The organism is Acinetobacter sp. ANC 5600 (assembly GCF_002018395.1).
GTDB lineage: Bacteria > Pseudomonadota > Gammaproteobacteria > Pseudomonadales > Moraxellaceae > Acinetobacter > Acinetobacter amyesii.
This window is the reverse complement of record NZ_MVKW01000003.1, coordinates 176,697-200,741: the sequence shown is the minus strand read 5'-3', so window position 1 is coordinate 200,741 and position 24,045 is coordinate 176,697. Positions and strand designations below refer to the sequence as shown.

General features: G+C 40.8%; 20 protein-coding genes. 8 read left to right on the top strand and 12 right to left on the bottom strand.

Annotated features, from left to right (window positions below; genetic code table 11):
* Positions 1 to 428 precede the first annotated feature (428 nt).
* Positions 429 to 2,048, top strand: a complete 1,620-nt coding sequence (locus B1201_RS07840; protein ID WP_078193030.1) for an inorganic phosphate transporter — start codon at positions 429 to 431, stop codon at positions 2,046 to 2,048.
* Positions 2,049 to 2,186: 138 nt separating this feature from the next.
* Here the strand turns inward: B1201_RS07840 and B1201_RS07835 are convergent, their stop codons facing one another.
* The 3 genes from B1201_RS07835 to B1201_RS07825 all read right to left on the bottom strand — a co-directional run bounded on the left by B1201_RS07835 (position 2,187) and on the right by B1201_RS07825 (position 5,023).
* Complete coding sequence (locus tag B1201_RS07835) at positions 2,187 to 3,761, bottom strand: hypothetical protein (protein WP_078193029.1); 1,575 nt, start codon at positions 3,759 to 3,761, stop codon at positions 2,187 to 2,189.
* 219 nt (positions 3,762 to 3,980) lie between these two features.
* On the bottom strand, positions 3,981 to 4,160 hold the full coding sequence (locus tag B1201_RS07830) for a hypothetical protein (RefSeq protein ID WP_078193028.1): 180 nt from the start codon (positions 4,158 to 4,160) through the stop codon (positions 3,981 to 3,983).
* 245 nt (positions 4,161 to 4,405) lie between these two features.
* Positions 4,406 to 5,023 (bottom strand): rhomboid family intramembrane serine protease, encoded by a 618-nt coding sequence (locus tag B1201_RS07825; RefSeq protein ID WP_078193027.1) that lies wholly within the window; start codon positions 5,021 to 5,023, stop codon positions 4,406 to 4,408.
* Between the two features lie 158 nt (positions 5,024 to 5,181).
* Here B1201_RS07825 and nfuA point away from each other — a divergent pair, with 158 nt between their 5' ends.
* Together nfuA and B1201_RS07815 are read left to right on the top strand one after the other, a co-directional pair.
* Positions 5,182 to 5,820 carry a Fe-S biogenesis protein NfuA gene (gene nfuA, locus B1201_RS07820; RefSeq protein WP_078189947.1) on the top strand — a complete coding sequence of 213 codons (639 nt, stop codon included), beginning with the start codon at positions 5,182 to 5,184 and terminating at the stop codon, positions 5,818 to 5,820.
* Between the two features lie 229 nt (positions 5,821 to 6,049).
* Positions 6,050 to 8,245 (top strand): FepA family TonB-dependent siderophore receptor, encoded by a 2,196-nt coding sequence (locus B1201_RS07815; RefSeq protein WP_078193026.1) that lies wholly within the window; start codon positions 6,050 to 6,052, stop codon positions 8,243 to 8,245.
* A 36-nt stretch (positions 8,246 to 8,281) separates the two neighbouring features.
* Here the strand turns inward: B1201_RS07815 and B1201_RS07810 are convergent, their stop codons facing one another.
* Together B1201_RS07810 and B1201_RS07805 are read right to left on the bottom strand one after the other, a co-directional pair.
* Entirely contained in the window at positions 8,282 to 9,289 is a 1,008-nt protein-coding gene (locus tag B1201_RS07810) for a hypothetical protein (protein ID WP_078193025.1), read from the bottom strand.
* A 46-nt stretch (positions 9,290 to 9,335) separates the two neighbouring features.
* Positions 9,336 to 10,376: an alpha/beta fold hydrolase gene (locus B1201_RS07805; RefSeq protein WP_078193024.1), complete on the bottom strand. Its 1,041-nt coding sequence runs from the start codon at positions 10,374 to 10,376 to the stop codon at positions 9,336 to 9,338.
* A gap of 334 nt (positions 10,377 to 10,710) precedes the next feature.
* Here B1201_RS07805 and B1201_RS07800 point away from each other — a divergent pair, with 334 nt between their 5' ends.
* Complete coding sequence (locus B1201_RS07800) at positions 10,711 to 11,325, top strand: carbonic anhydrase (RefSeq protein ID WP_078193023.1); 615 nt, start codon at positions 10,711 to 10,713, stop codon at positions 11,323 to 11,325.
* Between the two features lie 82 nt (positions 11,326 to 11,407).
* On the opposite strand, the gene B1201_RS07795 is transcribed toward B1201_RS07800, so the two are convergent.
* Positions 11,408 to 12,037, bottom strand: a complete 630-nt coding sequence (locus tag B1201_RS07795) for an arylesterase (RefSeq protein WP_078193022.1) — start codon at positions 12,035 to 12,037, stop codon at positions 11,408 to 11,410.
* A gap of 11 nt (positions 12,038 to 12,048) precedes the next feature.
* Here B1201_RS07795 and B1201_RS07790 point away from each other — a divergent pair, with 11 nt between their 5' ends.
* Both B1201_RS07790 and B1201_RS07785 read left to right on the top strand, forming a co-directional pair.
* Complete coding sequence (locus B1201_RS07790) at positions 12,049 to 12,780, top strand: ABC transporter ATP-binding protein (protein WP_078193021.1); 732 nt, start codon at positions 12,049 to 12,051, stop codon at positions 12,778 to 12,780.
* A complete protein-coding gene (locus B1201_RS07785; RefSeq protein WP_078193020.1) occupies positions 12,777 to 15,278 on the top strand; it encodes an ABC transporter permease in 2,502 nt (833 codons plus the stop codon). Before B1201_RS07790 ends, B1201_RS07785 begins: the two co-directional genes overlap by 4 nt.
* A gap of 129 nt (positions 15,279 to 15,407) precedes the next feature.
* Here B1201_RS07785 and B1201_RS07780 read toward each other — a convergent pair whose 3' ends face one another.
* Entirely contained in the window at positions 15,408 to 16,232 is an 825-nt protein-coding gene (locus B1201_RS07780) for a rhomboid family intramembrane serine protease (RefSeq protein ID WP_078193299.1), read from the bottom strand.
* Between the two features lie 78 nt (positions 16,233 to 16,310).
* On the opposite strand from B1201_RS07780, the gene mtgA reads away from it, so the two are divergent.
* Entirely contained in the window at positions 16,311 to 16,988 is a 678-nt protein-coding gene (gene mtgA / locus B1201_RS07775) for a monofunctional biosynthetic peptidoglycan transglycosylase (protein ID WP_078193019.1), read from the top strand.
* Positions 16,989 to 17,134: 146 nt separating this feature from the next.
* Positions 17,135 to 19,216, top strand: a complete 2,082-nt coding sequence (gene ppk1 / locus B1201_RS07770) for a polyphosphate kinase 1 (RefSeq protein ID WP_078193018.1) — start codon at positions 17,135 to 17,137, stop codon at positions 19,214 to 19,216.
* 89 nt (positions 19,217 to 19,305) lie between these two features.
* Here the strand turns inward: ppk1 and B1201_RS07765 are convergent, their stop codons facing one another.
* The 5 genes from B1201_RS07765 to rubA all read right to left on the bottom strand — a co-directional run bounded on the left by B1201_RS07765 (position 19,306) and on the right by rubA (position 24,011).
* Positions 19,306 to 19,917: a response regulator transcription factor gene (locus tag B1201_RS07765; protein WP_078193017.1), complete on the bottom strand. Its 612-nt coding sequence runs from the start codon at positions 19,915 to 19,917 to the stop codon at positions 19,306 to 19,308.
* A 759-nt stretch (positions 19,918 to 20,676) separates the two neighbouring features.
* Positions 20,677 to 21,582, bottom strand: a complete 906-nt coding sequence (oxyR, locus tag B1201_RS07760) for a LysR family transcriptional regulator OxyR (protein ID WP_078193016.1) — start codon at positions 21,580 to 21,582, stop codon at positions 20,677 to 20,679.
* A gap of 11 nt (positions 21,583 to 21,593) precedes the next feature.
* Positions 21,594 to 22,532, bottom strand: coding sequence for an esterase EstB (gene estB / locus B1201_RS07755; RefSeq protein ID WP_078193015.1), 939 nt, complete (start codon positions 22,530 to 22,532; stop codon positions 21,594 to 21,596).
* A 58-nt stretch (positions 22,533 to 22,590) separates the two neighbouring features.
* Entirely contained in the window at positions 22,591 to 23,769 is a 1,179-nt protein-coding gene (locus tag B1201_RS07750) for an NAD(P)/FAD-dependent oxidoreductase (RefSeq protein WP_078193014.1), read from the bottom strand.
* A gap of 77 nt (positions 23,770 to 23,846) precedes the next feature.
* Positions 23,847 to 24,011, bottom strand: a complete 165-nt coding sequence (gene rubA / locus B1201_RS07745) for a rubredoxin RubA (protein WP_005179369.1) — start codon at positions 24,009 to 24,011, stop codon at positions 23,847 to 23,849.
* Positions 24,012 to 24,045: the final 34 nt, after the last annotated feature.

Genomic DNA, 24,045 nt, shown 5'->3' with positions numbered 1-24,045 from the left:
TCATTGCAGTTTTATTGATATTCAATCATCTTCACAGTGCGCAATTATTAGCTTGTTGAATTAATGAGCAATATTGCAACTTGCTAATTTCATATTCCAATTTCATATAAATGTATGGAAAGCTTCATGAATTTGTCATATTGCTCAGGCAAGATTAAAAAACATCCAGCAGGGCTATGCAATATGACAAAAAAACATGACAGATGAAATATAAGCTGAAACATTGGGTTTCAAAGAAAATAAAGTTTAAATACGTAGATTAAATAACTGATTTACTTTATGAAAGTAGAGTGTGGAAGTCGGTTTTTAACACTTAAAAAAAACAAATAAAGCAAGAAAAATTGCTTTATATGACACCGCTTTGTCATATAATTGTCATAATTAAATTGAACAATATGGGGATTTTAAAATCCTCTATTCCTGCCTGCATGAATTCTAAACAAACTCCCGTAGATTCAGCGCACACGTCGACTCCTCAAAAGTCCACGAATGTTCATGTGCCTACACCGAAATTCTTTATGCCGGTATTTTTGACGGTGATTATTTCAACGTTGATTTATATTGGTTTTCAGGTGACTGCCGATTTAGCGCATGTTCCGCCTTTAAGTCTTTATTCAATGATTTTATTGGGCACAGCCTTATTCATCGCACTTGGCTTTGAATTTGTAAATGGTTTCCATGACACTGCAAATGCAGTAGCAACGGTGATTTATACCAACGCCTTGTCAGCACCGGTTGCGGTAATGTGGGCGGGTTTCTGTAACTTCCTAGGCGTAATGGTTGCCAGTGGTGCAGTCGCTTACGGCATTATTGCCTTGTTACCTGTTGAATTGATTATGAATGTCGGTTCAGGTGCTGGCTTTGCCATGGTTTTCGCTATGTTGATCGCAGCGATTTTGTGGAATTTAGGAACTTGGTTCTTAGGCATCCCTGCGTCTAGTTCGCATACTTTGATTGGTTCTATTCTTGGCGTTGGCATCATGAACTACCTGTTAAATGCAGGCGGTGGTGCGAGCGGTGTAGATATGGAGCAGGTGCTTAAAGTCGGTAAGGCGTTATTGTTCTCGCCACTGATTGGTTTTGCATTTGCAGCTCTCGTTTTCTTGTTGGTGAAGCGTATTTTCCGCAAACAGCTTGAACTGTTTCAGCCACCAGAAGGCAATAAGCCACCACCACCACTGATTCGTGCAATTTTGATCTTTACCTGTACAGGTGTAAGTTTTGCGCACGGTTCAAATGATGGTCAAAAAGGTATGGGTCTGATCATGCTGATTTTGATCGGATGTGTGCCATTGGCTTATTCATTGAATAAGAACTTAGATAATCAACATATTCAATCTTTCCATCAGTTATCTGCTCAAACTGCGACTGTGATCTACGCAGAGCATAAGGATATTCCTGATGCACAAGCGCGTGATGTACTCACCAAATACATTCAAACCAAAGAAGTCAGCCCAGAAGTTGTGCCAGCTTTAGCAAGTTTGACCGATCATTTAGGTGAGCGTGTTGCACAGTATGGCGACTTAAAAGATATTCCTGAACAAGAAGTATCTTCGATTCGTAATGACATGTACTTAAGTACTACTGCTTTTAAACGTCTAGATAAAGCTGACCAACTACCAGCAATGGCAGAAGCTGAACAAAAGACTGTGAAGGAATATCGTAGTCACTTAGACTCGTTCTTACAGTACATTCCAACATGGGTGAAAGTCGCTGTTGCATTGGCACTGGGTCTTGGAACCATGGTGGGTTGGAAACGTATTGTCGTCACTGTAGGTGAGCGTATTGGTAAAAACCACATGACCTATGGTCAAGGTATGTCTGCCGAGCTTGTTGCTATGTCAACAATTGCTGCTGCGGATGGTTTTGGTATGCCAGTATCGACCACACACGTATTGAACTCTGCGGTTGCAGGTACTATGGTCGCGAATAAATCAGGTCTGAACTTTGCAACAGTGAAAACCATTCTATCGGCTTGGATCTTCACTTTACCTGCAACGATCTGTCTATCAGGCTGCTTGTACTGGTTATTCTTGAAAGTGTTCTAAGGAACTCAAATTTTAGGTATAAAAAAACGCTGCTTCGGCAGCGTTTTTTTATGGCTTTATCTCAGACATCACCGATTTGAATGGGATGGCTGAGCTGAAATGGAATAGTCAAACTAACAAGTTGAAGCTTTGCAAAGTTCAACACTTATTTGAACCAATGCCCTTACGCTTTTTTAAACAGTCCCAATACTTTTTCACGGGCAATTTCTCTTCAGCAAAACCATACAGCGCCGCAAAAGGTAAGGCGGTACGTGCCAAATAAGCTACACGCCATAAGCCACCATGGTTGGCACCATGCATCATGAGTTCTAAAGGATGGTCTAGCGCTGTTTCAGGGTTTGCAACTGAGTGAGGATTTCTCAAGTCATGAATCCATAAAGCCGCCATGAGTGCATTGGTGGTTTCAGGTTGAAAGGATTCAACATCAAATAAACTCGCACCATTAAATGCGGCTTTTAATAATGGATTCTTCGTCACTGAGCGAGTCGTGGTGGATGGCGCAATATTGATACTAACCCGCTGACCATTTTGACGTGCGACAGTTGCGCGCCATTGTTGGATACGTTTTGCGAGTGCGTAGTTTGGACCTTGTTCCACCACCAAACAGTCAGCGATACCATAGGATTTTCCATTGTCTGCTGTGGTGGTTTGCTCATTATTTTGCTTAAAGAAATGCTGACCTGTGACTTTGGCAATGCTTTGCGTCAATAGCTTTTGTACAGACGCACGGTTTTGGAATTTGGCTTGCGCTGCCGTAACAATCTCTTCTGGAACCGCATAGACATCGGTCGGAGTACACATAAACATCAAGCTGGTGTCGGCTTTTTGTTGACTGACATAAGCCATGATGCTGTCCATCGCCATTGCAACACGAACATGCTTTTCACCATCTAAATAGGCAATTGCAGCCAGATCAAGTTGATGTTCACTTTGTGCAAGCCACTGTGCAATTTCAGGAATGTGTGTCAGTAAATTGGCGCCCAATTTGTGTTTTAGTTCTTGAATGGGAGTGTCTTCATGCACAGCATCAAGACTCGGTGCATATAAAGTGGCATTACCGGCTTGAACCGTACTTAAGATTCGATCCCAAACACGTTCATTATTCAGGTCGATAGCTACAATATTGGCTTTCCATTTTGCTAACCACGTCAGAGGGCCTGCTTCGGAGGCAGCACCAAAGAGCACCATAGTCCGATCTGATAAATCGAACCATTCTGGGTGTGCAATGGCTTCACGTAATGCGTCTGCATGACTGGCTTCAATGATACCAGAATCTTGCCATTTTTGAATCTGAGCCAGTAAAGCCTCACCTTGCAGTTTTTGGCCATGATAGGGCACATACCACTCAGGCGCTGCGTCACTTTCACCTTTTAACTTCACGGTATGCAGCGGATGTGCAGTCAAAGCTACTGCATCTTTGAGCGTATGCTTTTCTTGATCACGATAAAACTCAAAGACGTGATGCGCTTTATTTAAACCTTGCTCAGCAATGTTGATCGCAGCTTCAGATGATTGAATTCCTTGTTCAACCAAGGCTTTAAAATATTCAGGATATTTTTTACGCCAGTTTTTTTCTTGTTTTGCACGTACAGAAGAGTGATGGTCAACTGCAGCTAAGGCTTCAGCAATAATTTCACGACCAGTTTTAGATGTACTCGGCTTTTGGTTTGAAGCCGAAATGGGAAATTGAAGACCTTCAGTTGAACTCGACATGCAAAATATCTCAGCTAATTTTGTCATTAATATACAGATGTATACATTATCTATGCCAAATTAAAAAATAGGGTGGCATAAAGTGCCAGATTTATATGATTTGTCATGTGCTTTTGTGAACTTTCGTAGAATATACAGCTTCAAATTTTATTGCCGGAATTGAAAAAGCCTTCGGTTTGAAGGCTTAAAAGAAGAGGGCATGAAATCAGCAACGGCAAATCAACAACGGCCTTTTTTAGCCTGTCCGGGCGGGCAAAAGTCGCCATGTCGATCTGGGTACTTATAAGGATAGTGATTACGATCTGGGTCGACCACGATACTGCCTTCACGGGTGTGAACGGCACAAGCACTCAACACGCAGGTCAACAGCAAACTTGAGAACATCAGGACTATTTTCATTGGAATTTTCCCTTTTTTATTCTGTGTCATTTCAGTTTAAATCAGGGCAAGGATAGATAGCGTTTCAATCTGCTGTGAAATTGTATAGCTCGATATTCAAAGTGCGGTGTTGTAGATGTGGGAAATTGGCTAAAGAAAAGATCAATGGTCATGAGGTTAAACTCTGCACAATAAAAAAGCCTAAACTGAAACGGTTTAGGCTGTCATTTTACTGGTTACATCAGGCTGATTTTTTAAACTTAATGTTAGAAAGGAACGTTTAATAACTGACTTAAGAAATGTGGAATGAGCTTCGGTTCAAGAATAATCGTCATGCTTACACCATACGCTGCGCCCCAAAGGTGTGCGCTGTGGTTAATATTGCTGTTGCCACGTTTACCTGACCAGATACTATAAGCCACATACAGCACGGCAAAAATAATCGCAGGAACAGGAATAAAGAATACAAAGATCAGTTTCCACGGTTCAAACAGAATATACGCAAAGAGTACCGCAGACACCGCCCCAGAAGCCCCTAAACTTGCCCAATGGGTATCATGCTTATGTTTTAAATAACTCGGAATAATCGCTGCGATCAAGCCACCCAAGTAAAACAGCACAAAGCCCATGTCGAAAAAATATTGGCGATAAAAACTTTCAATCACGCTACCAAAGAAAAATAAGGTAATCATGTTGAACAATAGGTGCGCGCCATCTGCATGAATAAAACCATGGCTAATAAATCGGTCATACTCGCCACGACTGAGGGCAGGCGGCCAAAATAACAAACGATTCATCACTTTCTGATTTGAAAATGCAATCAGTGAAATCACCACCGTAATCAGGATAATGGTCACGGTGTGGTTAAAGGGTAGGCCCAACATATATGACTATTCTACTTGTTAAAATTTATGCTCAATAATGCCATTAAAACGGCTTAAAGCGTGAACTTTCAGAATAATTCCGACAATTTTAGTTGATTTTTTTCTAATGCCCCGCATCTTAAGTTAAAATAGCGACTTCAGCTTGAGGAAATATTGTAATGTCGACTGAGAACAACAGCACAGCAGTTGCTGAAGAAATTCCAAACCTATTGATCACTCCAAATGCCCAAGAGTATTTGAAAGATCTTTTGGATAAACAAAATACACCGGGCATTGGTGTACGTGTTTTTGTGGAAAATCCGGGTACGCCACGTGCTGAATGTTGTATGGCTTACAGTGCACCAGAAGAAGTTGTGCCTACAGACTATAAACAAGACTATCCAGATTTCCCTGCATTTATTGACACACCGTCTATTCCATATCTTTTGGATGCGGTGATTGACTATAACAAAGACCGTTTTGGTGGTCAGTTAACTTTCCGTGCGCCAAACTCTAAAGTGCCACGTGTGGGTCCAGATGCCTCTGTAGAAGAGCGAATCACTTATGTTCTACAGTCAGAAATTAACCCTGGACTTGCAGGTCATGGTGGTAACTGTGCACTGGTAGAAGTGGTTGAAGATGCAGAACATGGTTTAACTGCAGTGCTTAAATTCGGTGGTGGTTGTCAAGGTTGTTCTTCAATCGATTTAACCTTGAAACAAGGTGTTGAAACAACATTGAAGCAGCATGTACCTGAGTTAATGCGTGTTGTTGACCAAACGGATCACAGTAATACTGAAGGTGCTTATTTCAAATAAGTTCAGTATTTTTATAAAAAGCCGCAACGTTGCGGCTTTTTTATTGTCTAAATCAAAAAAACGAAGATTTTTAGATATTTCTAGGGTTTTTACATCAAAAGGATAAGCGATATCACAAATATAAATGAGAATGATTATTGAAATTAATTGCAATATTGTTTGTGGTGGTTACAATGTGCAACACATTATTCTAGATTTCTCCATAAATACGTTTATTTGGAAGCACTCAATGACCAAACAACTATTAAAATCAACGCTAACACTTTCAATACTCTGTGCATTGGTAAGTTTATCGCATGCAGAAAATGTGCAAACTGAAGCAACAGACGAATCCGTAACGAAGATGGAAACCATTGTTGTTACCGCAGCAGAACAAGTTAAACAATCATTAGGTGCTTCAAAAATTACGGCAGAAGATTTAGAAAAAATGCCGGTTGTGAATGATATTTCAGAGTATGTGCGCCGTATGCCGGGTGTAAATTTGACTGGTAACAGTGCCACAGGCCAGCGAGGGAATAACCGTCAGATTGATATCCGTGGAATGGGGCCTGAAAACACGTTGATCTTAATTGATGGCAAGCCTGTAAATTCGAGAAACTCAGTACGTTATGGCTGGCGTGGTGAGCGTGATACACGTGGTGATTCGAACTGGGTACCTGCAGATGCTATTGAATCGATTGAAGTACTGCGTGGTCCAGCTGCAGCGCGTTATGGTTCAGGTGCGATGGGTGGTGTGGTCAATATTAAAACCAAGAAAGTGACCAATGAAGTGCATGGCTCTGTGGAGGTTTTTACCAATCAGCCTGAAGACGCTAAAGAGGGTGCAAGTCACCGTGAAAGCTTTAACTTAAGCGGGCCAATTCTCAAAGATGTCCTTTCATATCGTTTATACGGTAGTTATAACAAAATCGATTCAGATGCTGCGGATATTAATGCATTAATGGACAATGGCGCGCGTATGGCGGGTCGAGAAGGCGTTGAAAATAAAGATATCGCAGGGCGCTTGGCTTGGCAGTTGAACGATCAACAAGTCTTGATGTTTGACGCAAGTGTTGGCCGCCAAGGCAACCGTTTTGCAGGCGACAGTCAAAACAGTGTATTTGATCCAGCCGATCCAAACAAAGCACCAATTTTATCCGCTTTAATCGGTGAAGAAACCAATACCATTTATCGTGATAGTTTTGCATTAACCCATGAAGGTACGTGGGGTTGGGGCGATAATAAACTCATTGTGCAATATGACAAAACCAAAAATAAACGCCTACCTGAAGGAACAGGCGGTAGTACTGAGGGACAGATTAATAATCTCGAGAATAAACAAACGTCACATCTAGAAACCATTCGCTTTAATGCAGAAGCCAATCTGCCGTTCGAATGGTATGTCCCACAAGTATTAACTTTAGGTGCTGAATGGATTGAAGATGACTTTACCGATACGGTTAATACACAAGCTGGCGCAGGCGGTTTTGGTGATGTGCTGACTTCAGGTGACCGTTCACACATGGATTCACGGATTGCGTCGGCCTATATTGAAAACAATATGAATTTGGGCGAGAGCACCGATGTTGTTTTGGCACTACGCTATGATAATCATAGTAAATCGGGTGATAGCTGGAGTCCAAGTCTCAATATTACGCAAAAGCTTGGCGACTATTGGACATTAAAAGGTGGTGTGGCTAAGGCGTATAAAGCACCTAATATGTACCAAAATGCAGAAGGTTATCTGTTAAGCACTCGCGGTAATGGCTGTCCGATTGGGCTGAGCCAATGTCTATTACAAGGTAATGGCGATCTCAAACCTGAAACTTCAGTGAATAAAGAATTAGGTGTACAGTTTGAAAAAGACATCGTAAATGCAAGCTTTGCATGGTTCCGTAATGATTATAAAAATAAGATAGTTGCAGGGGATACACGTCTAGAAGAACTAGAAGTAAATGGAACAACATATAATGTACTGCGTTGGATGAATACGCCAGAAGCCTTGGTGGAAGGTGTTGAAGGAAGTATTTCTTTGGACTGGGGTGATATCACGTGGACCAATAACGTCACCTATATGATCAACTCTGAAGATAAACGTACTGGCAATCCACTTTCAGTGATTCCAAATTACACCATAAACTCTATTTTGAACTACAACATCACGGATCGATTAGACAGTAACTTTGTCTATACCCAATATGGTCGTCAAAAACCACGTCAATATGCAGAAACCAGTCTTGAAAGCAAAAATGGCTTGGCGATGGATAGCGTGAAAAGTTATGGCATTGCAGGCATTAACTTTGGTTATAAATTTAATGCGGCTTTAAGTGCTCGTATCGGTGTGAATAACCTATTTGATGAGCAAAAACTGCGTGATAAAACGGTCAACCAAACATATAACGAGCCGGGTCGAGCTTATTATGCAAGTTTGAAATACCAGTTCTAAGTATGTCCAAAAAAAAGCCGCTTCACGCGGCTTTTTTTATGTTGGGATATTTAAAATTTTCAGTGCTTCACTTGAGTAGTAAAACTGTTCTAAATAAAGACGGGAACGCTCACGTATATAACCCGACTCTATCATCTGTTGTACGATTGGATTGAGTAGGTTTTGAAGTTCATGCTGAATCAGTGCTTCATCAATATTTAAATCACGCAGCAATAAATCGAAAGGGCGTTCTGCATTACGCACGTACCAAGCATATACGCCATCATGCACTTGCTGTTTCATGTACTCGGCCTGTCGCATAAAGTCCCAAATTTCATGACCCATGGCAACTGTTTGCGGCAAGTCCTGAACTTCAACATAGTTGTTTAATACTGAAACTGGCAGCGCTTTAATTTTATGCCACAAATTGGCTTGAAAATGGTACAGCTTATGATCATCAAAGTGCTGATTTAACACGGTTTCACTCATTTGACTGAGCTTTAAAATATTCTTTTGTAAGTATTTGCTGACTGCATTATCTAAATTGGTATCAGTGACATTTTCCAGTACCGATTTCCCCATTTTCATAAATCGTGAAACACCGGGGACAGATTTCGCAATAACTGAGTTGTCTAAATAATCTTGTATCGCATGTTGAATCAACTGACTGATCATGGCTGAAAATGCAGGATTGTTGACCATGGTATGAATTAAACGTTGACGATGTCCCTGTTTACTCGCCACATACTGCGCAATTTTATCAATGGTCAACACAGGAATGATTTCGGCAATCGTGGTGCTGTCATTTGCAGGATGAATCAGTGCAAATTTGATATGTTCAGCAATTTGCTCAATCAGAAATTGACTTGCAGGGGTATTTAAAATTTGTTTCTGCAACAAGGCATTGATTTGATCAAAACTCCAAATCTGCCGCAAAGATTGTTTACGAAACCATTGATAAAAATGGGTGAATTCAGTGGCTACGGTATCATTGTGTGAAAAGCTCTGATCTAAAAAGTTCAGTTGAGCGTCAATCAACTGCTCAATCATCGGGTTTTTCTGCATACTTTCCCTGAAGTCCCAGTGATGGGGATCTAAAAATGGCGAATGCTCAGTTTAACTGAATCAGTTTATCTACCAAAGGGTTTTTAAACTTTTGACTTTTCGCAAGGAAAGGCAAGTAATGGTCTGCAACTTGTTGTTCAGCTTCTAAGATTGGCATATGACCGACGTTATTTAAAATCACTGGGGTTTCTGCACGTTTCAGTAAAGACTTGAGTTCGCCAGCCACTTCCACATTAAAGATTTTATCTTGTTTGCCCCAAAGGATCAGGGTTGGGGCTTCTACTGTTCGTGTTAAACGAGCAAAAGTTTCAGGGGTGTAGATTCGATTGAGCGTGACGACTTGATCGATCATTTTACTGGTGAAGGGCGCACGCGCAATTAAGATATTCTCCTGCGCTTCTTTAAGCTGTGTCGGAACATTGGGCGGATTTTGCATGAGTTTATGCATGACATCATCTAAATCACCCGGTTTTGAAACGATTAAATTTTTAAGTTTATACGGGTCGCGGGTGTAACTGGTATTGGCCTGTTTATAAATGCCCGCGCTGTTGAGTAAAAATAAACTTTGGGTATCAAAAGGATATTGAGAGGCATATACCGTGGCAATGGAACCACCCAATGAGTGACCTGCAACATTCAGTTTATCTTCAATATCTATTTTAAGGACAAACTGGCGTAGTTGTTCCGTGACATTCGGCACTGAGACATCAAAATCGACCGGCACATGTGTATCGCCATTGGCCGGAAGGTCGGGGATGATCACGTGATAGTTCGGTGTTAAATAATGCGCAACACGATTCCAATTATCACGTGTGCCGCCTAAACCATGAATGAGCAAGATGGTCGGTTTAGAGCGTTGACCACCTTCGCTATAACTCCAATTTACATTGCCGACTTGAACGCTGTGTGTGACTAAACCTGCCGCTTTACGTTCTTGGCTCAAATAATTTTGCACGATAGAGGGTACGGCAAAGTTTTTGCTGATGGGAGACGGATTTGCAGCCAAAGCATGTTTGGCAGTAAACGTCATACAGCAAATTGTTGCTAGCTTGAAAAAGCCAAAAACGCGTGAATGATGTCCTTTCATTGACGTTTACCCCAGTTAAATCGAATCGATATATTTTTTAGATCATTTATATGACTATTATCAGAATGGGCTGAAATAGTAAAAGCGTATATTTATGAAATATATTGTAAATTAAAAATGACCTTTGTCATCCATTGCTTTTTTGATGTGGTTAAACTTGCGTTTTAATAATGTGAACCATTACAGAAAAAATAATTTTTTTTGATGAATGTGGAGTAGCATTTTCTATCAAGTTGCATCGTCGTAGAAAAAATTCACAGCAATTGTTTTTGCAAGTGACAATCGATTCGACTGGTATTAAAATATTGCAACTTCGGATAAGGGTAATTAGAACATGCTAACAGCAGCAGAAGCTTTAGATCGTTTAAAAAAAGGGAATCAACGTTTTGTAAACGGTGAAACGAATCACCCAAAGCTTTTGACGCATCAACAACGTGCTGAAATGGCCGAAAGCCAAGAACCTTTTGCGATTATTTTAGGGTGTTCAGACTCACGTGTTCCTGCTGAAATGGTATTTGACCAAGGCTTAGGCGATTTATTCGTGATTCGTGTTGCAGGTAATATTGTGGCACCGTCTCAAGTCGGTAGCGTGGAATTTGCAGCAGAAAGTTTTGGATGTCCTGTGGTCATTGTATTGGGCCATACACACTGTGGCGCGATTCATTCTACGATTGAAGCTTTAACTAACCCTGCGACACCACCATCAGCTAACTTGATGTCAATTGTGAATCGCGTTCGTCCATCTGTAGAAATACTTATGCAAACTGAATTGAAAGATGACCTCGAAAAACTTTCAATGCATGCAGTACGTTCAAACGTTTTTGCATCAGTAAATCAACTGCGTCATGGTTCAGCAGTCCTCGAAAACTTAATTGCGCAAGGCAAACTAAAAGTGGTGGGCGCTGAGTATTCACTCGAAACGGGTGAAGTAAGCTTCTACGATTTCTAAGCAAACTACAGTAAATACAAGATTTAAAAAAAGGCGCTCAAATGAAGCGCCTTTTTTATGAATCGATTTTCACCAACAAAATTTATAAACTTGCTTTGATCAATGGATAAGCATTGTTCAGCAAAATTGTTTGCGCTTTGGCATTCGGGTGAATCTGATCTTGTTGCATCAAGTTTTTATGCCCAGCCACCCCTTGCATAAAGAAAGGCAATAATTTGACTTTGTACTGTTGGCTCAACACTTGATAGTTATTTTCAAAAGCTTGGCTATATGCCTTGCCATAATTCGGTGGAATTTTCATTCCAAATAAAATCACTTTCGATTTGGCCTGTTGGCTTTTTTGAATCAGCTGCGCTAAATTTTTTTGAATTTGTGCAGGGGGCTGTCCGCGTAAACCATCATTCCCACCTAACTCAATCACCACAAGGTCTGGACGATGGGTCTGCAATAGTTTGGGGAGTCGCGCTAAAGCACCACTGGTGGTTTCACCGCTGACACTTGCATTGACCACTTTATGTTGTTTCGGATACTGTTGGTCTAGACGTTTTTGTAATAAGTGAACCCAACCTTGCTGCACTGAAACACCATAACCCGCACTTAAGCTATCGCCCAAAATCATAATGGTTTTGGCAGAGAGCAGCATCGGGCAGAACATCAGTGCAATAGCCAGCAAGTAACTCAATAGACGATTATTTTGAATGCGATTTTGCATATAGGGAAGATATGACCCAACTCACGACAGATGTTGACATCATGCCACAGGCGATTATTTCTGCACAGCAATTGACACAAAAGATACAACTTCCACAAAAACAGTTATCGATCTTTGGACAACTCGATTTTGAAATCTTTGCCGGGGAACAAGTTGCGATCACTGGTCGCTCTGGTTCAGGTAAATCCACCTTGTTGGGGATTTTGGCGACCTTAGATCAGGCCAGTTCTGGACAGTTACGGGTCTGTGGTCAGGACATTCATCTATTAAATGAAGAACAGCGTGCTCAAGTCCGTTTGGCCCATATTGGTTTTGTCTTTCAGTCTTTCCAGTTGTTGCCGCATTTAACGGCACTGGAAAATGTCATGCTGCCGCTACGGTTACAAGCAAATTTTCAGGTCAAAGCTGCCGAAGAAAAAGCATTAAAACTGTTAGCAAAGGTCGGACTAGAACGCCAAGCGCATCAAGCCCCTAAAGTTTTATCCGGTGGTGAGCAGCAACGAGTTGCGATTGCCCGTGCTTTGGTGAGTGAACCCGATCTGATCTTTGCAGATGAACCGACAGGTAATTTAGACAGTGCAACGGCACAGGAAATTGAACAACTGTTATTTCAGTTAAATCGTGAAATGGGAACCACTTTGGTATTGGTGACGCATGATGCCGATTTGGCCCGTCAGTGTCAGCGCCACTTTGAATTGGTCAATGGTCAATTGATTGAGCATCGAACAGGAGATGCTGCATGAATCTTTTGGCATTGTTTCGACCACTCTTACAGCTGAGTTTTAAAACCACGGGTGTGTATTTATTATTGATCGCACTGACCTTGGCGATCAGTGCCACCACGGCTTTAAAGTTTAGTAATGTACAAATTCAAAATGCAGTAGCGCTACAAGCTGCTGAAATGTTGGCAGCAGACTTGGTGCTGACAGCCAATGAACCAATTCCACAAGAGTGGCGACAACAAGCCAAAGCACAGCAATTAAAACAATCGAATGTCACGCTATTTAGCAGCATGGCGCACACTGATCAGCAATTTGTCATGGTCAATGTCAAAGCCGTTGATGCTGCATTTCCATTACGAGGTGAACTCGAAACAGAACCGAAACTAAACCGTTCTATACAAGCAGGTGAGGTCTGGTTAAGTCCGCGTGCCATGGATTTGTTGGGTGTTAAGGTTGGAGATCAGATCAATATTGCTGATGCTGCTTTTCAAGTCAGTGCCAAAATCATCCATGACACCAATCAGGAACTCGGTTTCAGTGGTTTTTCACCGACAGTTGTGATTGCGCAGTCTGAGGTGGCGAGAACCAATGCCATCCAAGTCGGGAGTCGGATTGAATATCGCCTGTTAATGGCAGGAGATGCACAAAATACCCAGCGCTTTGAAAAACTGTATAAGCAGAAATTTGGTGATCAAAGCGAAAGTGGTGCTGCTAATTCAGATCATGCGCAGGTTCAGGATGCAGCTCAAAGCAGTTTAAAACTGAGAAATGCCAGTGAAGGCAATACCCGCTTGATGAAGCCGATTGCCAACCTAGAAACGTTTTTACAGGTGGCCAATATTTTAACCATTTTACTTTGTGGCATCGCCATCGCATTAACCAGCCAGCGTTATGTCCAACAAAATCAGGATGCCATTGCACTGATGCGCTGTATTGGATCGACCAAACAGCAAATATTAAGTGCTTATCTGGCTTTACTGTTGGTAGTACTCGGGCTTTCAATCCTGTTTGGAAGTTTGATTGGTCTGGGATTGGGTTATGGCTTATTGCAACTGATGCTACAGCTGATTCCAAATTTACAATTAGAGTTTTCAGCCCTGTCTATGCTGCTTGGCCCACTTCCAATTGCAATATTCACCAGTGCGATTGTGCTATTAGGATTTGTTCTTCCGAGTCTTTGGCAATTATTAGGGACGCCGCCAGCACGGGTGATACGACAACAAGAGCGTTCTGTACGTTCCATGCTTTGGATGCTCAGTTTTGGAACACTCAGTTTGGTGGTATTTTGTGTGGTTTTAACTGAAAATTTACAACTCACCCTGTGGCTGATTTGCGCCATTATCTTCCTGTGTGTTGGCCTATATATGAAGGTCTGGCTCAGTTTAAAGGCTTTGAAAAGTTGGGGGACGAAAATCTCAGCGTATATACGCACACCGTATCAAACAGCATTTCAAATTACCGCATTAGCATTGGGTCTAAGTCTGATTACGGTTTTAGCGGTATTGCGTACAGATTTACTGGAACGTTGGCAACAACAATTACCACAAGGGACACCTAACCAATTTGTCTATGGATTACCGCCATTTGAGTTGCAGGATTTTAATCAACAACTCAAGCAGCATGGTTGGCAAGGGACGCCGATGTACCCGAATATTCGTGGACGATTAGTTGCCAAAAATGATCTCCCTTTTTCGGATGCCTTAATTAAAAGCAATAATTCATTACGCCGTGAATTGAATCTCACACAGGCTGCAACTTTTCCAAAAGATAATCAAATCATCGCGGGTAGTCAGCAGTTTCAACAGGTCAATGAAGTATCGGTAGAGGTGAAAACCGCACAAGAGCTGGGTATTCAAATTGGAGATCGACTGAGTTTTAGCCTTCCTGAAGGGATTTTGCAAGCCAAGGTGATCAACCTTCGCAGTGTGGAGTGGGAAAGCTTTAGCCCAAACTTTTTCTTTATTTTTTCTCCCAAAACCATGGATGAAAATGCTGGCAGCTATTTGGGGAGTTTCTATGTTCCACCGCAAGATAAAAATCAGTTAATTGGCCTAATTCAACAGTTTTCGAATACCGTATTTATTGATGTCAGTCTGATTTTGGATGAGATCAAACGTATAGTCAGCGTATTGGTTCAAATTATTACCATCTTGGCGCTGTTGGTGAGTATTTCAGGCATTTTGGTCTTGGTTGCATGTTTGAATTTATTTATGGATGAACGCAAAAAAGAAGTGGCATTACTGCGTTCCTTCGGCAGTTCCAAGCAAAAGTTAAAGTCGATGCTCAGTTTGGAAGTTGGTTTGATGGGGCTAATTTCGGGTGTTGTGGCATGTATTTTTGCTGAAGTGATCAGTGCGATTGTCAGTTATAAAATGGAACTGACCATCCAGCTACATGCAGAGATTTGGTTGATCCTCCCACTGGTAATGACCTTAGTCTGTACATTGATCGGACGTTATCGCTTAAGTTATCTTTGCGACATCCCACCCTTAGAAAGCTTACGTGAACTAAATGGTTAAGAGGGGAGATGGTTAACAGCCGAGCAAGTTAAGAGTGGAGCAGGAACCCAGTGCGCAGTCCAGGTTTAGACATGATTTGACGTGTTTGCAACATGTCTGTGTTGATAGCCACAGGGTTCATTCCACTGTTTAACGTGCTGTGAGCGATTGCTTCATCAGTAGGATAAAGTGTTCCCAAAGCGGTAAAATCGGTTGGATTAATTGTTGGCAATGTAGATAAAACAGATAGCATCCGACAGTTGCGACTATTAGACCGATCATTTGAATGAGCAGGGATTGATGTAATTTTTGTCCCACATACCAAATGAAAGCCAATGCAGCGCCCATCAACATGCCGCCAATATGCGCGGCATTATTAATTCCACTAATCATAAAGCCCATCGCGAGGTTAATGCCCATCACCATCAATAAGGTTTTTTTATCCAGATAAAATTGTTGTTTAGGTAACATCGGAAGCAGCGAAATAATCGTCAGCGCTGCACCGAGACCCATCACTGCACCCGATGCGCCTGCACAAATACTCGGAAAAAGTTGCTGATTGGCTGCACCTTCGGCCAATAATGCATAGCTGTCCTGAATGGTTAAATACCCACTCAATAAACTTCCCATCAGTCCGGCTAAAACATACAGGCCGAGGAAGTAGAAACGACCTAACATTTGCTCGGCAACACTGCCAAAAATATACAAAGCCCACATATTCAACATCAGGTGAATCAGGCCAAAATGAAAAAACATACTGCTGAATAAGCGGATGGGTTCCTCTAAAAAGGTTAAAGGTGCATAATCAGCACCCCAACGCAAAGCATCCAGTGTGTCGGGTTGGCTAACGTTCATTCCATGCAACACTTGCCAGCCAAAGAGTCCAACATTGATGGTAATTAAGAGTGCCGTGATCCACCACAGTTGGATTTGCAGCTTACGGGTTGATACAGCAGGAGGGCTGAGTTCAGACATGCTATTCTTGTACTGTGTCAAAATATTTAAAAATAAGCTTAACATGAAAAAACAGAATTTCTGGAGTAACACACTGACATGAAAGCCTTTATTGTTCGTACATTGTTAATTCTTGTCAGTCTTGTGCTTTTGGTGCAGCTTTGGATCTTTGGTAGTCTAGTGTGGTGGCGTACGCATCCTGTGGAATCCACGATGATGATGCGTTTAGATTATTGGTCTGAGCCATCAAAACCGATTAAACACGAATGGCGTGATTACGACCAAATCAGTGATTATGTCAAACATGCTGTTGTTGCCGCGGAAGATGGCAAGTTTTTACAACACAAAGGTTTTGATTGGGAAGGCATGCAAAATGCCTTAGAACGCAATAAAGATAAAGGCAAAGTAGTCGCAGGTGGGTCTACCATTTCTCAGCAATTGGCAAAAAACTTATTTTTATATAATAAGCGTTCATTTATTCGAAAAGGGCAGGAAGCCGTTGCAACATGGATGATGGAACGCATGTGGACGAAGCAGCGCATTTTAGAGGTATATCTCAACTCGGTTGAGTTTGGGGACAACATTTACGGCGTAGAAGCTGCAACACAGCACTATTTTGGTAAAAGTTCACGGAGTTTGAGTCGAGAACAAGCGGCATTTATTGCGGCTATTTTACCCAATCCAAAATATTATGATGAAAATCGACAAGATCGTAAGCTAAATTATCGTAAGCGCATGATCCAAAAATATATGCGTTATAGCCATATCCCAGATTAAAAACGATCTAAACACTCGTCAAATGGCATGGCAGCGATTTGAATTACAATAAAAAGCTCATATTAATGGGCTTTTTTTATGAAATTGTCACAAATTTGAAGCATACTAAACTGAGTACAGCACACATTTTTTAATATGGGTTTGAAATGAATACCGCAGCTGAAGTCGCGCAAGTACCTACTGAATATACTTATAATGATCGTTATATTAATCGAGAGTTATCGATTCTCGACTTTCATCTGCGTGTGCTCGAACAAGCGGTTGATCCGATACATCCATTACTTGAACGCATGAATTTCTTGCTGATCTTTTCACGTAACTTAGACGAATTTTTTGAAATTCGTGTTGCGGGAATGATGGAACAGCTAGACTTAGGTAATGAAAGCCGCAGTCCAGATGGCTTAACACCAAAACAAGTATTAGATGAAATTTCTGCGACAGCGCATGCGGCAATTGAGCGCCAGTATCGTATTTTAAATCAAGAAATTTTACCCAAACTGCGTGAAGAAGATATTTGCTTCTTACGCCGTGGGGAATTAACGCCTGCACAATCGGCTTGGGTAAAAAAGTATTTCCAAGAACAAGTTGCACCAGTTTTAACCCCAATTAGTTTAGATCCTGCACATCCATTCCCTCGCTTGGTGAATAAGTCGCTGAACTTTATTGTGACTTTAGAAGGGAAGGATGCGTTTGGTCGTCAGATTGACTTAGCTGTTGTACCTGCACCACGTTCGCTGCCACGTGTCGTTCGACTCCCTGATGAGTTAACCGGTGGCAAAGAGCATCATGTGATGCTATCGGCAATTATTCATGAACATGTCTCTGATTTGTTCCCCGGCATGACGGCGACGGGTTGCTACCAATTCCGCGTGACGCGTAATGCCGATTTGGCTTTAAATGAAGATGTTGAAGATTTGGCTAAAGCCCTCAAAGGTGAGTTGAATTCACGTCGTTTTGGTCGCGCCGTTCGCTTGGAAGTGACAGAAAATTGTCCGCAGCATATTTATGAATATTTGCTTGATGAGTTCGATTTAGAAGAAGAGCAACTCTATAAAGTAGATGGACCAGTTAACCTTGCACGTTTACTGTCAAACTTTAAACGTCCACATCTACGTTATGACGCGCATATTCCTGTTATACCGAAAGTACTCAAAAAATCTGAAAACATTTTTAGTGCGATGCAAAAGCAAGATATTTTGCTGCACCATCCCTTTGAATCATTCGCACCGGTAATTAATTTACTGCGTGAAGCTGCACGTGATCCACAAGTTTTGGCCATTAAACAAACGCTTTATCGAAGTGGCGCAGATTCGGAGATTGTGCAAGTTTTAGCGGAAGCAGCACGTAATGGTAAAGAGGTCACCGCTGTAATTGAGCTTCGAGCACGATTTGATGAAGAATCAAACATTGCTGTGGCTAATGTATTACAAGAAGCAGGCGCAGTTGTCGTGTATGGCATCGTGGGCTATAAAACTCATGCCAAAATGATTTTGGTGGTACGCCGCGAAAACAATAAATTGGTGCGATATGTGCATTTAGGTACGGGCAACTATCATGCAGGAAATGCGCGTATCTACACGGATTATGGTCTATTAACTACAGATAAAGAACTCTGTGAAGATGTACATCGTATTTTCCAAGAATTGACCGGTATGGGTAAAATGGCGAAGCTAAAAAAACTGCTGCATGCACCATTTACCTTACATACTCAACTCATCAATTATATTGATAATGAAATTACTAATGCTAAAGCGGGCAAGTCTGCGCAAATTATAGTCAAGGTTAATGCATTAACAGAAGTTCAGTTGATCAATAAACTGTACGAAGCGTCACAAGCAGGTGTACAGATTGATTTAATTATTCGTTCTATTTGTTGTTTGCGTCCAGGTTTACCGGGGCTGTCTGAAAATATTCGCGTGCGCTCTATTGTTGGGCGTTTTTTAGAGCATACTCGAGTGTATTATTTCAGTAATAATGGTGATTCACGTATTTTCTGTTCAAGTGCAGACTGGATGGATCGTAATTTATTTAATCGCGTGGAAGCCTGTTTCCCAATTGAAGATCCAGCCTTGAAAAAGCGTATTTATCAATTAGGTTTAGTGAATTACTTAAAAGATAATCAGCAAGCTTGGTTGCTCCAAAGTGATGGGCGTTGGATTCGTACGCATGTTCAAGAGGGTGAGGAAGCACATAATTCACAGCATGTGCTTTTAGACGCATTTAAATAAATGTGTTGAACAAAGTAAAAGGGAGCATCTGCTCCCTTTATTTTTTTAAATTTTATAGATTGTTTTTAAATCCTTCATCTCAGCTAAATTTAGCTGTAGCTACAAATTTTTCGGTAGATATTTTTAACAAAACCATCAATTTGATAAGTTGAAAGTTTTAACTCACGGACCATCTGCTCTTGAGTCGCGCTATGGCTGACCATATCTAAAATTTGGTATTCAGCTGGATTCAGACTGAGCTGTTTAGGTGCTGCATTTTGCGGACTAAAAGTTTCACTCAATAAAAATTTAGCAAAACTTGGATGCAATGCAGCGCCACCTCTTAAAATTGTTTTCAGTTGGTTGTAGGTGTCTTCCATCGGTTGTTGAATCAACATATAGGCGGTTGCACCTAACTGAATGGCATGTAAGGTTAAATCTGTAGATTGTTCATTGACTAAAATGATGAGATTACTCGAAGGATAGATCTTTTTGATTTTATGGATGAAAGAGATATCGGACTGCTGAGTGATCACTAAAAAAATTAAATTGGGTAATTGATTGAAAATTTGTTGTTCTGCATCCACTAAGTTTTCTGAAAATGTGATGAGATCTTCAGGATAACCGAGGTTTCCTAAGATGTTAAACAGCACTGTTTTTGAAGTCATTGCTTGATGATCAATGATCAAAACGGGTACTGGTAATAAAAATTCACTCATCATACATTTCGCTCATTTATTATTTTTAATCAAATTGCATTTCCATAATGTGCATGAAAGTGAATTAGAAAAATATACCTAGAAGTAGTGATTTATATATCAAAGTATAATTAAGTTATTGTGATATAATAGAATTTAATTAATGTATGGTTTTTTGTGTTTTTCATTATGTTGAATGCAAAGATTTATAGTTTTTTCGTTTTTATCTTTAGAATATTGATTAAATAATCATCAGATTTAGATTCGAATTGAAAATAATAATTGAAATGTGAAAGCAGTATTTTGACAACCGATAAATTGAACTGTTTCTGAGATGAGTTAATATTGACTAATTGATTAGTTATTTTAAACATAAATATTAGTGATTATTTAAAATAATGTGATTTATTTCTCATCTATGTTTATTTTATAGCACAAAACACAACTATAAAAAAAGCCCTTTGAAAAATGAATCAGAAATACTTTATCTAAAATACCTGAAACTAGTGATTTAAACGAAAGTTATATTTTACTAAGATGTATTTATCTTCTTACTTATCTGGCTAGTGTGAAGATATTGTCGAGGCGATGAATTGAGATATACATCAAGTCATATATTACCTTATCAGGCTACCTATTTGGGTTAGCCTTTTCTTTTTTTAGATACTGTATTTTTTCATTTTCAATTTTATACTCATCTCAATATTATTACTTCTGCATTATTCATTTCCGCCAAATAAAAAAAGAGAGCACAGGGCTCTCTTTAATTTTTACACTGATTAATTAGTGTAGATTGTTAGTGATTTTCTGCAAGATTTGAAGCAATACATCAAATTCACTTTGAAGCGGTGTACTCTTACGTGTTACCAATGCCAATGTGCGTGTAGGACTGGCTTCAATTTCTTTCACAGCCAAATCTTCATTGGCTTTGATCATATTGGTATGAACTGCAATTTCAGGCAATAAGGTAAAGCCTAAATCTGCGGAAACCATTTCAACCAAAGTTGGCAATGAGCTTGCTTTTAAACGATGGTCATTTTTACGTTCACCAATCGGACAAGCACTCAAAGCATGATCACGTAAGCAATGGCCTTCTTCAAGCAACATTAAACGAGATAAATCTAGGTCGTCTAAAGATTTCGCTTGAGCTGCATTTTGGTCAGCTTTGTTGTACACCAAGAACAATTTTTCTTTGTTTACTTCTGCAACTTTCAAGCTACGTGTATCGAAAGGAAGAGCAAGTAATACGACATCTAGATTACCGTGCTCAAGTTTCTCAACAATTTTTTCACTTTGTGCTTCATGTAAGTGCAATTGAATTTTTGGTAATTGCTTATGCACTTCTTCTAATAATGGCGCAAGTAAGAACGGCGCAATAGTAGGAATGACCCCTAGATGTAAATCACCCGTTAGAGGTTCGCTCATTTCACGACTTAAACGCATTAGGTCTTGCGCATCTGCCAATAGAACTCGGGCTCGTCCGACAACTTGTTCGCCAAGAGGAGTTAAACGCACGTTTTGACGGTCGCGTTCTACCAATACGCCACCTAGTAAACGCTCAAGTTCCATGATCCCGCCAGACAAAGTAGACTGGGTGACAAAAGAACGACGCGCAGCTTCAGTAAAGTGTAGCGTTTCTGACAGTGTTACTAGATATGACAGCTGTCTTAAGGATGGTAATGCAGCCATAGTGTCCTAATTTATGATTTAAAGTGATCAGCAAACAAACCGCTAAGATATGGAATAAAATGCGGTGGGATATCATGCCCCATTCCATCAATTAATTCAAATTTAGCACCTGAAATAGCCTTTGCAACGGCCTTACCATGGCTTGGCGGCAGCAAACGGTCACGAGCTCCATGAACCACAATGGTTTTATGCTGAATTTGTTTATCCAACTGCAGCAGGGAACCTGTACATAATATTGCTAAAAACTGTTGAAGTACACCCGCTGGGTAATAACTCCGTTTATAGAGTTTACGTGCAGTTTGTATCGCTTCAAGCTGATTAATATAGCCTGGAGAGCCTATAATATTAAAAACTTTCAGACTATGGTTAATAATGCCATCTTCATCGTTAGATTCAGGTTTTTCAATTAGACTAAATAATTGCTTTGGAAATGGCGGTGGAAGTAAGGGTTGGATGTTACTGGTAAAAAGTAAGCTTAAGTTGTGCACTTTATCTGGATAGCGTGCCGCCACGATTTGAGCAATCATGCCGCCCATCGAAGCGCCTAAAATATGGACTTTATCGAGTCCCATACGATCAATTAACAGTGCAACATCGTCTGCCATATCATATAGATCATAAGGCGCACCTTGATTCTCTAGACCTAAGGCAAAACGTCCCATCAGTTTAAAGGTGTTAAGACGTGGGCCTGGGTTACGAATTTTACTCGACAGACCAATATCACGATTATCAAAGCGAATAACTCGGTAACCTTGATCTATTAGGGACTTACAAAAGAAATCGGGCCAATACAACATTTGTGCGCCGAGTCCCATAATCAATAAGATTGTAGGATCTTCAGGATGACCACCCACTTCGACATGAAGTTCAATGCCATTGCCTAACTCTACGCGAGTTTCATGCATAAAAGAGGCATAAGGTGAAATATTAAACTGAAGGGCACTATTCATTGTTATTTTCCTTTAAAAAGGACGTCTATTATTATCAGGACGTCCTTGTATTTAAACCTTAAACTGAAGCAGGAATCAAGTCCGGAACCTGCTTAGTCAAAGTTAAGCGTTGCTTCCCAGCAGTTGCACCGAGCAGTACAAATCCACGTAATACGCCATCTTGATCGATCGCACGGGCAATCATGCCATCTTCAAGCTCTTCTGTTTCCCATTGGGTTTCTACATCAATTGGCGCAGGAAGGACAGTTAAAGGTGCAGCAGGTGTTTTAACAGCTACAGGCATGGCAGGATAATGCACTGCGGTATGTTCGCCATTGAGGGTTTTTGCCAAAGCACGCGCTTGTTGCATGATTGGCATCACGTATGGCAGAAGGGTACCATTGACTTCAGCACAGTCACCGACAGCATAGATATCTGCCAAGTTGGTTTCTAAGCTTTTATTGGTTAATACGCCACGACTGGTGTGAATGCCGGCTTGTTTTGCTAAGTTAATCTCAGGCTGTAGACCAATCGCAGACAACACAACATCTGCCACTAAGCTTTGACCATTTGCAAGGCTTACTTGATAGTCACCATTTTCAATACGTGACACTTTGTCGACTGTCGTACCTAAAACGAATTGAATACCCGTTTCTTCTAAATTGCTTTGGAATTTAGCGGCAACATGAGACGGCAGTAGGCGACCCAAAGGTTGCGGAGCTAAATCGACCACCGATACTTTCGCCCCAGTATTTTGGAGGTCGTTGGCAAATTCACAGCCAATCAAGCCTGCCCCTAAAATCACCACACGTTTATCTTCACGTGCTGTAAGCTGTTTACGGAAAGCTTTGTAGTGATCTAAATTGTTGACGACGTGAATGTCTTCACTGCCATCACCCGAAATAGCTAAGCGAATTGGATTTGCGCCGACTGCTAAAACGAGTTTTGAATATAGTTGTGTTTGAGTTCCATTTTGGCTTTCAATAGTAAGCTCATGTTTTGCTGCATCAATGGATTTAACCCAACTCTTATTGATGATTTGCATATTGAGTTGAGCCGACATTTTTTCGGCATCCCCTAGAGGGATTTGCTCAGGAGTTTTATTACCAACGAGCGCATTGGATAATGTCGGTTTAGCGTAGTTAATGGCATCATCCGCACAGATCATAATAAGTTCTAGTTCAGTATTTAACTTTCGAAATTCACGTGCAACGGCATATCCCGCCATACCAGAACCAATAATGACAATAGGGTGCATACTCAACTCCAAACACATTTCATATTTTTTAAAGACAAAAAAAAGACCATAACGATGATGGCCTTAGATTCTATTTATTAGATTTCAACCATTTCAAAATCTACTTTTGAGACGCCACAGTCTGGGCAAGTCCAATCATCTGGGATATCTTCCCATTTCGTTCCTGCCACGATACCGTCTTGTGGCCAGCCTTCTGCTTCGTCATAAATCCATCCACAAACGATGCACTGATACTTTTTCATTCCATTCTCCAAAAACTGACACAAAATTAAGTCA

Excerpts from the sequence above, each read along its gene's own strand:
- estB (WP_078193015.1), bottom strand. The coding sequence starts at position 22,532 with ATGAATAGTGCCCTTCAGTTTAATATTTCACCTTATGCCTCTTTTATG.
- B1201_RS07780 (WP_078193299.1), bottom strand. The coding sequence starts at position 16,232 with ATGTCTGAACTCAGCCCTCCTGCTGTATCAACCCGTAAGCTGCAAATC.
- B1201_RS07790 (WP_078193021.1), top strand. The coding sequence starts at position 12,049 with ATGACCCAACTCACGACAGATGTTGACATCATGCCACAGGCGATTATT.
- B1201_RS07765 (WP_078193017.1), bottom strand. The coding sequence starts at position 19,917 with ATGATGAGTGAATTTTTATTACCAGTACCCGTTTTGATCATTGATCAT.
- B1201_RS07800 (WP_078193023.1), top strand. The coding sequence starts at position 10,711 with ATGCTAACAGCAGCAGAAGCTTTAGATCGTTTAAAAAAAGGGAATCAA.
- B1201_RS07840 (WP_078193030.1), top strand. The coding sequence starts at position 429 with ATGAATTCTAAACAAACTCCCGTAGATTCAGCGCACACGTCGACTCCT.
- ppk1 (WP_078193018.1), top strand. The coding sequence starts at position 17,135 with ATGAATACCGCAGCTGAAGTCGCGCAAGTACCTACTGAATATACTTAT.
- oxyR (WP_078193016.1), bottom strand. The coding sequence starts at position 21,582 with ATGGCTGCATTACCATCCTTAAGACAGCTGTCATATCTAGTAACACTG.
- mtgA (WP_078193019.1), top strand. The coding sequence starts at position 16,311 with ATGAAAGCCTTTATTGTTCGTACATTGTTAATTCTTGTCAGTCTTGTG.
- B1201_RS07825 (WP_078193027.1), bottom strand. The coding sequence starts at position 5,023 with ATGTTGGGCCTACCCTTTAACCACACCGTGACCATTATCCTGATTACG.
- B1201_RS07785 (WP_078193020.1), top strand. The coding sequence starts at position 12,777 with ATGAATCTTTTGGCATTGTTTCGACCACTCTTACAGCTGAGTTTTAAA.
- B1201_RS07750 (WP_078193014.1), bottom strand. The coding sequence starts at position 23,769 with ATGCACCCTATTGTCATTATTGGTTCTGGTATGGCGGGATATGCCGTT.
- B1201_RS07805 (WP_078193024.1), bottom strand. The coding sequence starts at position 10,376 with ATGAAAGGACATCATTCACGCGTTTTTGGCTTTTTCAAGCTAGCAACA.
- B1201_RS07795 (WP_078193022.1), bottom strand. The coding sequence starts at position 12,037 with ATGCAAAATCGCATTCAAAATAATCGTCTATTGAGTTACTTGCTGGCT.
- nfuA (WP_078189947.1), top strand. The coding sequence starts at position 5,182 with ATGTCGACTGAGAACAACAGCACAGCAGTTGCTGAAGAAATTCCAAAC.
- B1201_RS07810 (WP_078193025.1), bottom strand. The coding sequence starts at position 9,289 with ATGCAGAAAAACCCGATGATTGAGCAGTTGATTGACGCTCAACTGAAC.
- B1201_RS07815 (WP_078193026.1), top strand. The coding sequence starts at position 6,050 with ATGACCAAACAACTATTAAAATCAACGCTAACACTTTCAATACTCTGT.
- B1201_RS07830 (WP_078193028.1), bottom strand. The coding sequence starts at position 4,160 with ATGAAAATAGTCCTGATGTTCTCAAGTTTGCTGTTGACCTGCGTGTTG.
- rubA (WP_005179369.1), bottom strand. The coding sequence starts at position 24,011 with ATGAAAAAGTATCAGTGCATCGTTTGTGGATGGATTTATGACGAAGCA.
- B1201_RS07835 (WP_078193029.1), bottom strand. The coding sequence starts at position 3,761 with ATGTCGAGTTCAACTGAAGGTCTTCAATTTCCCATTTCGGCTTCAAAC.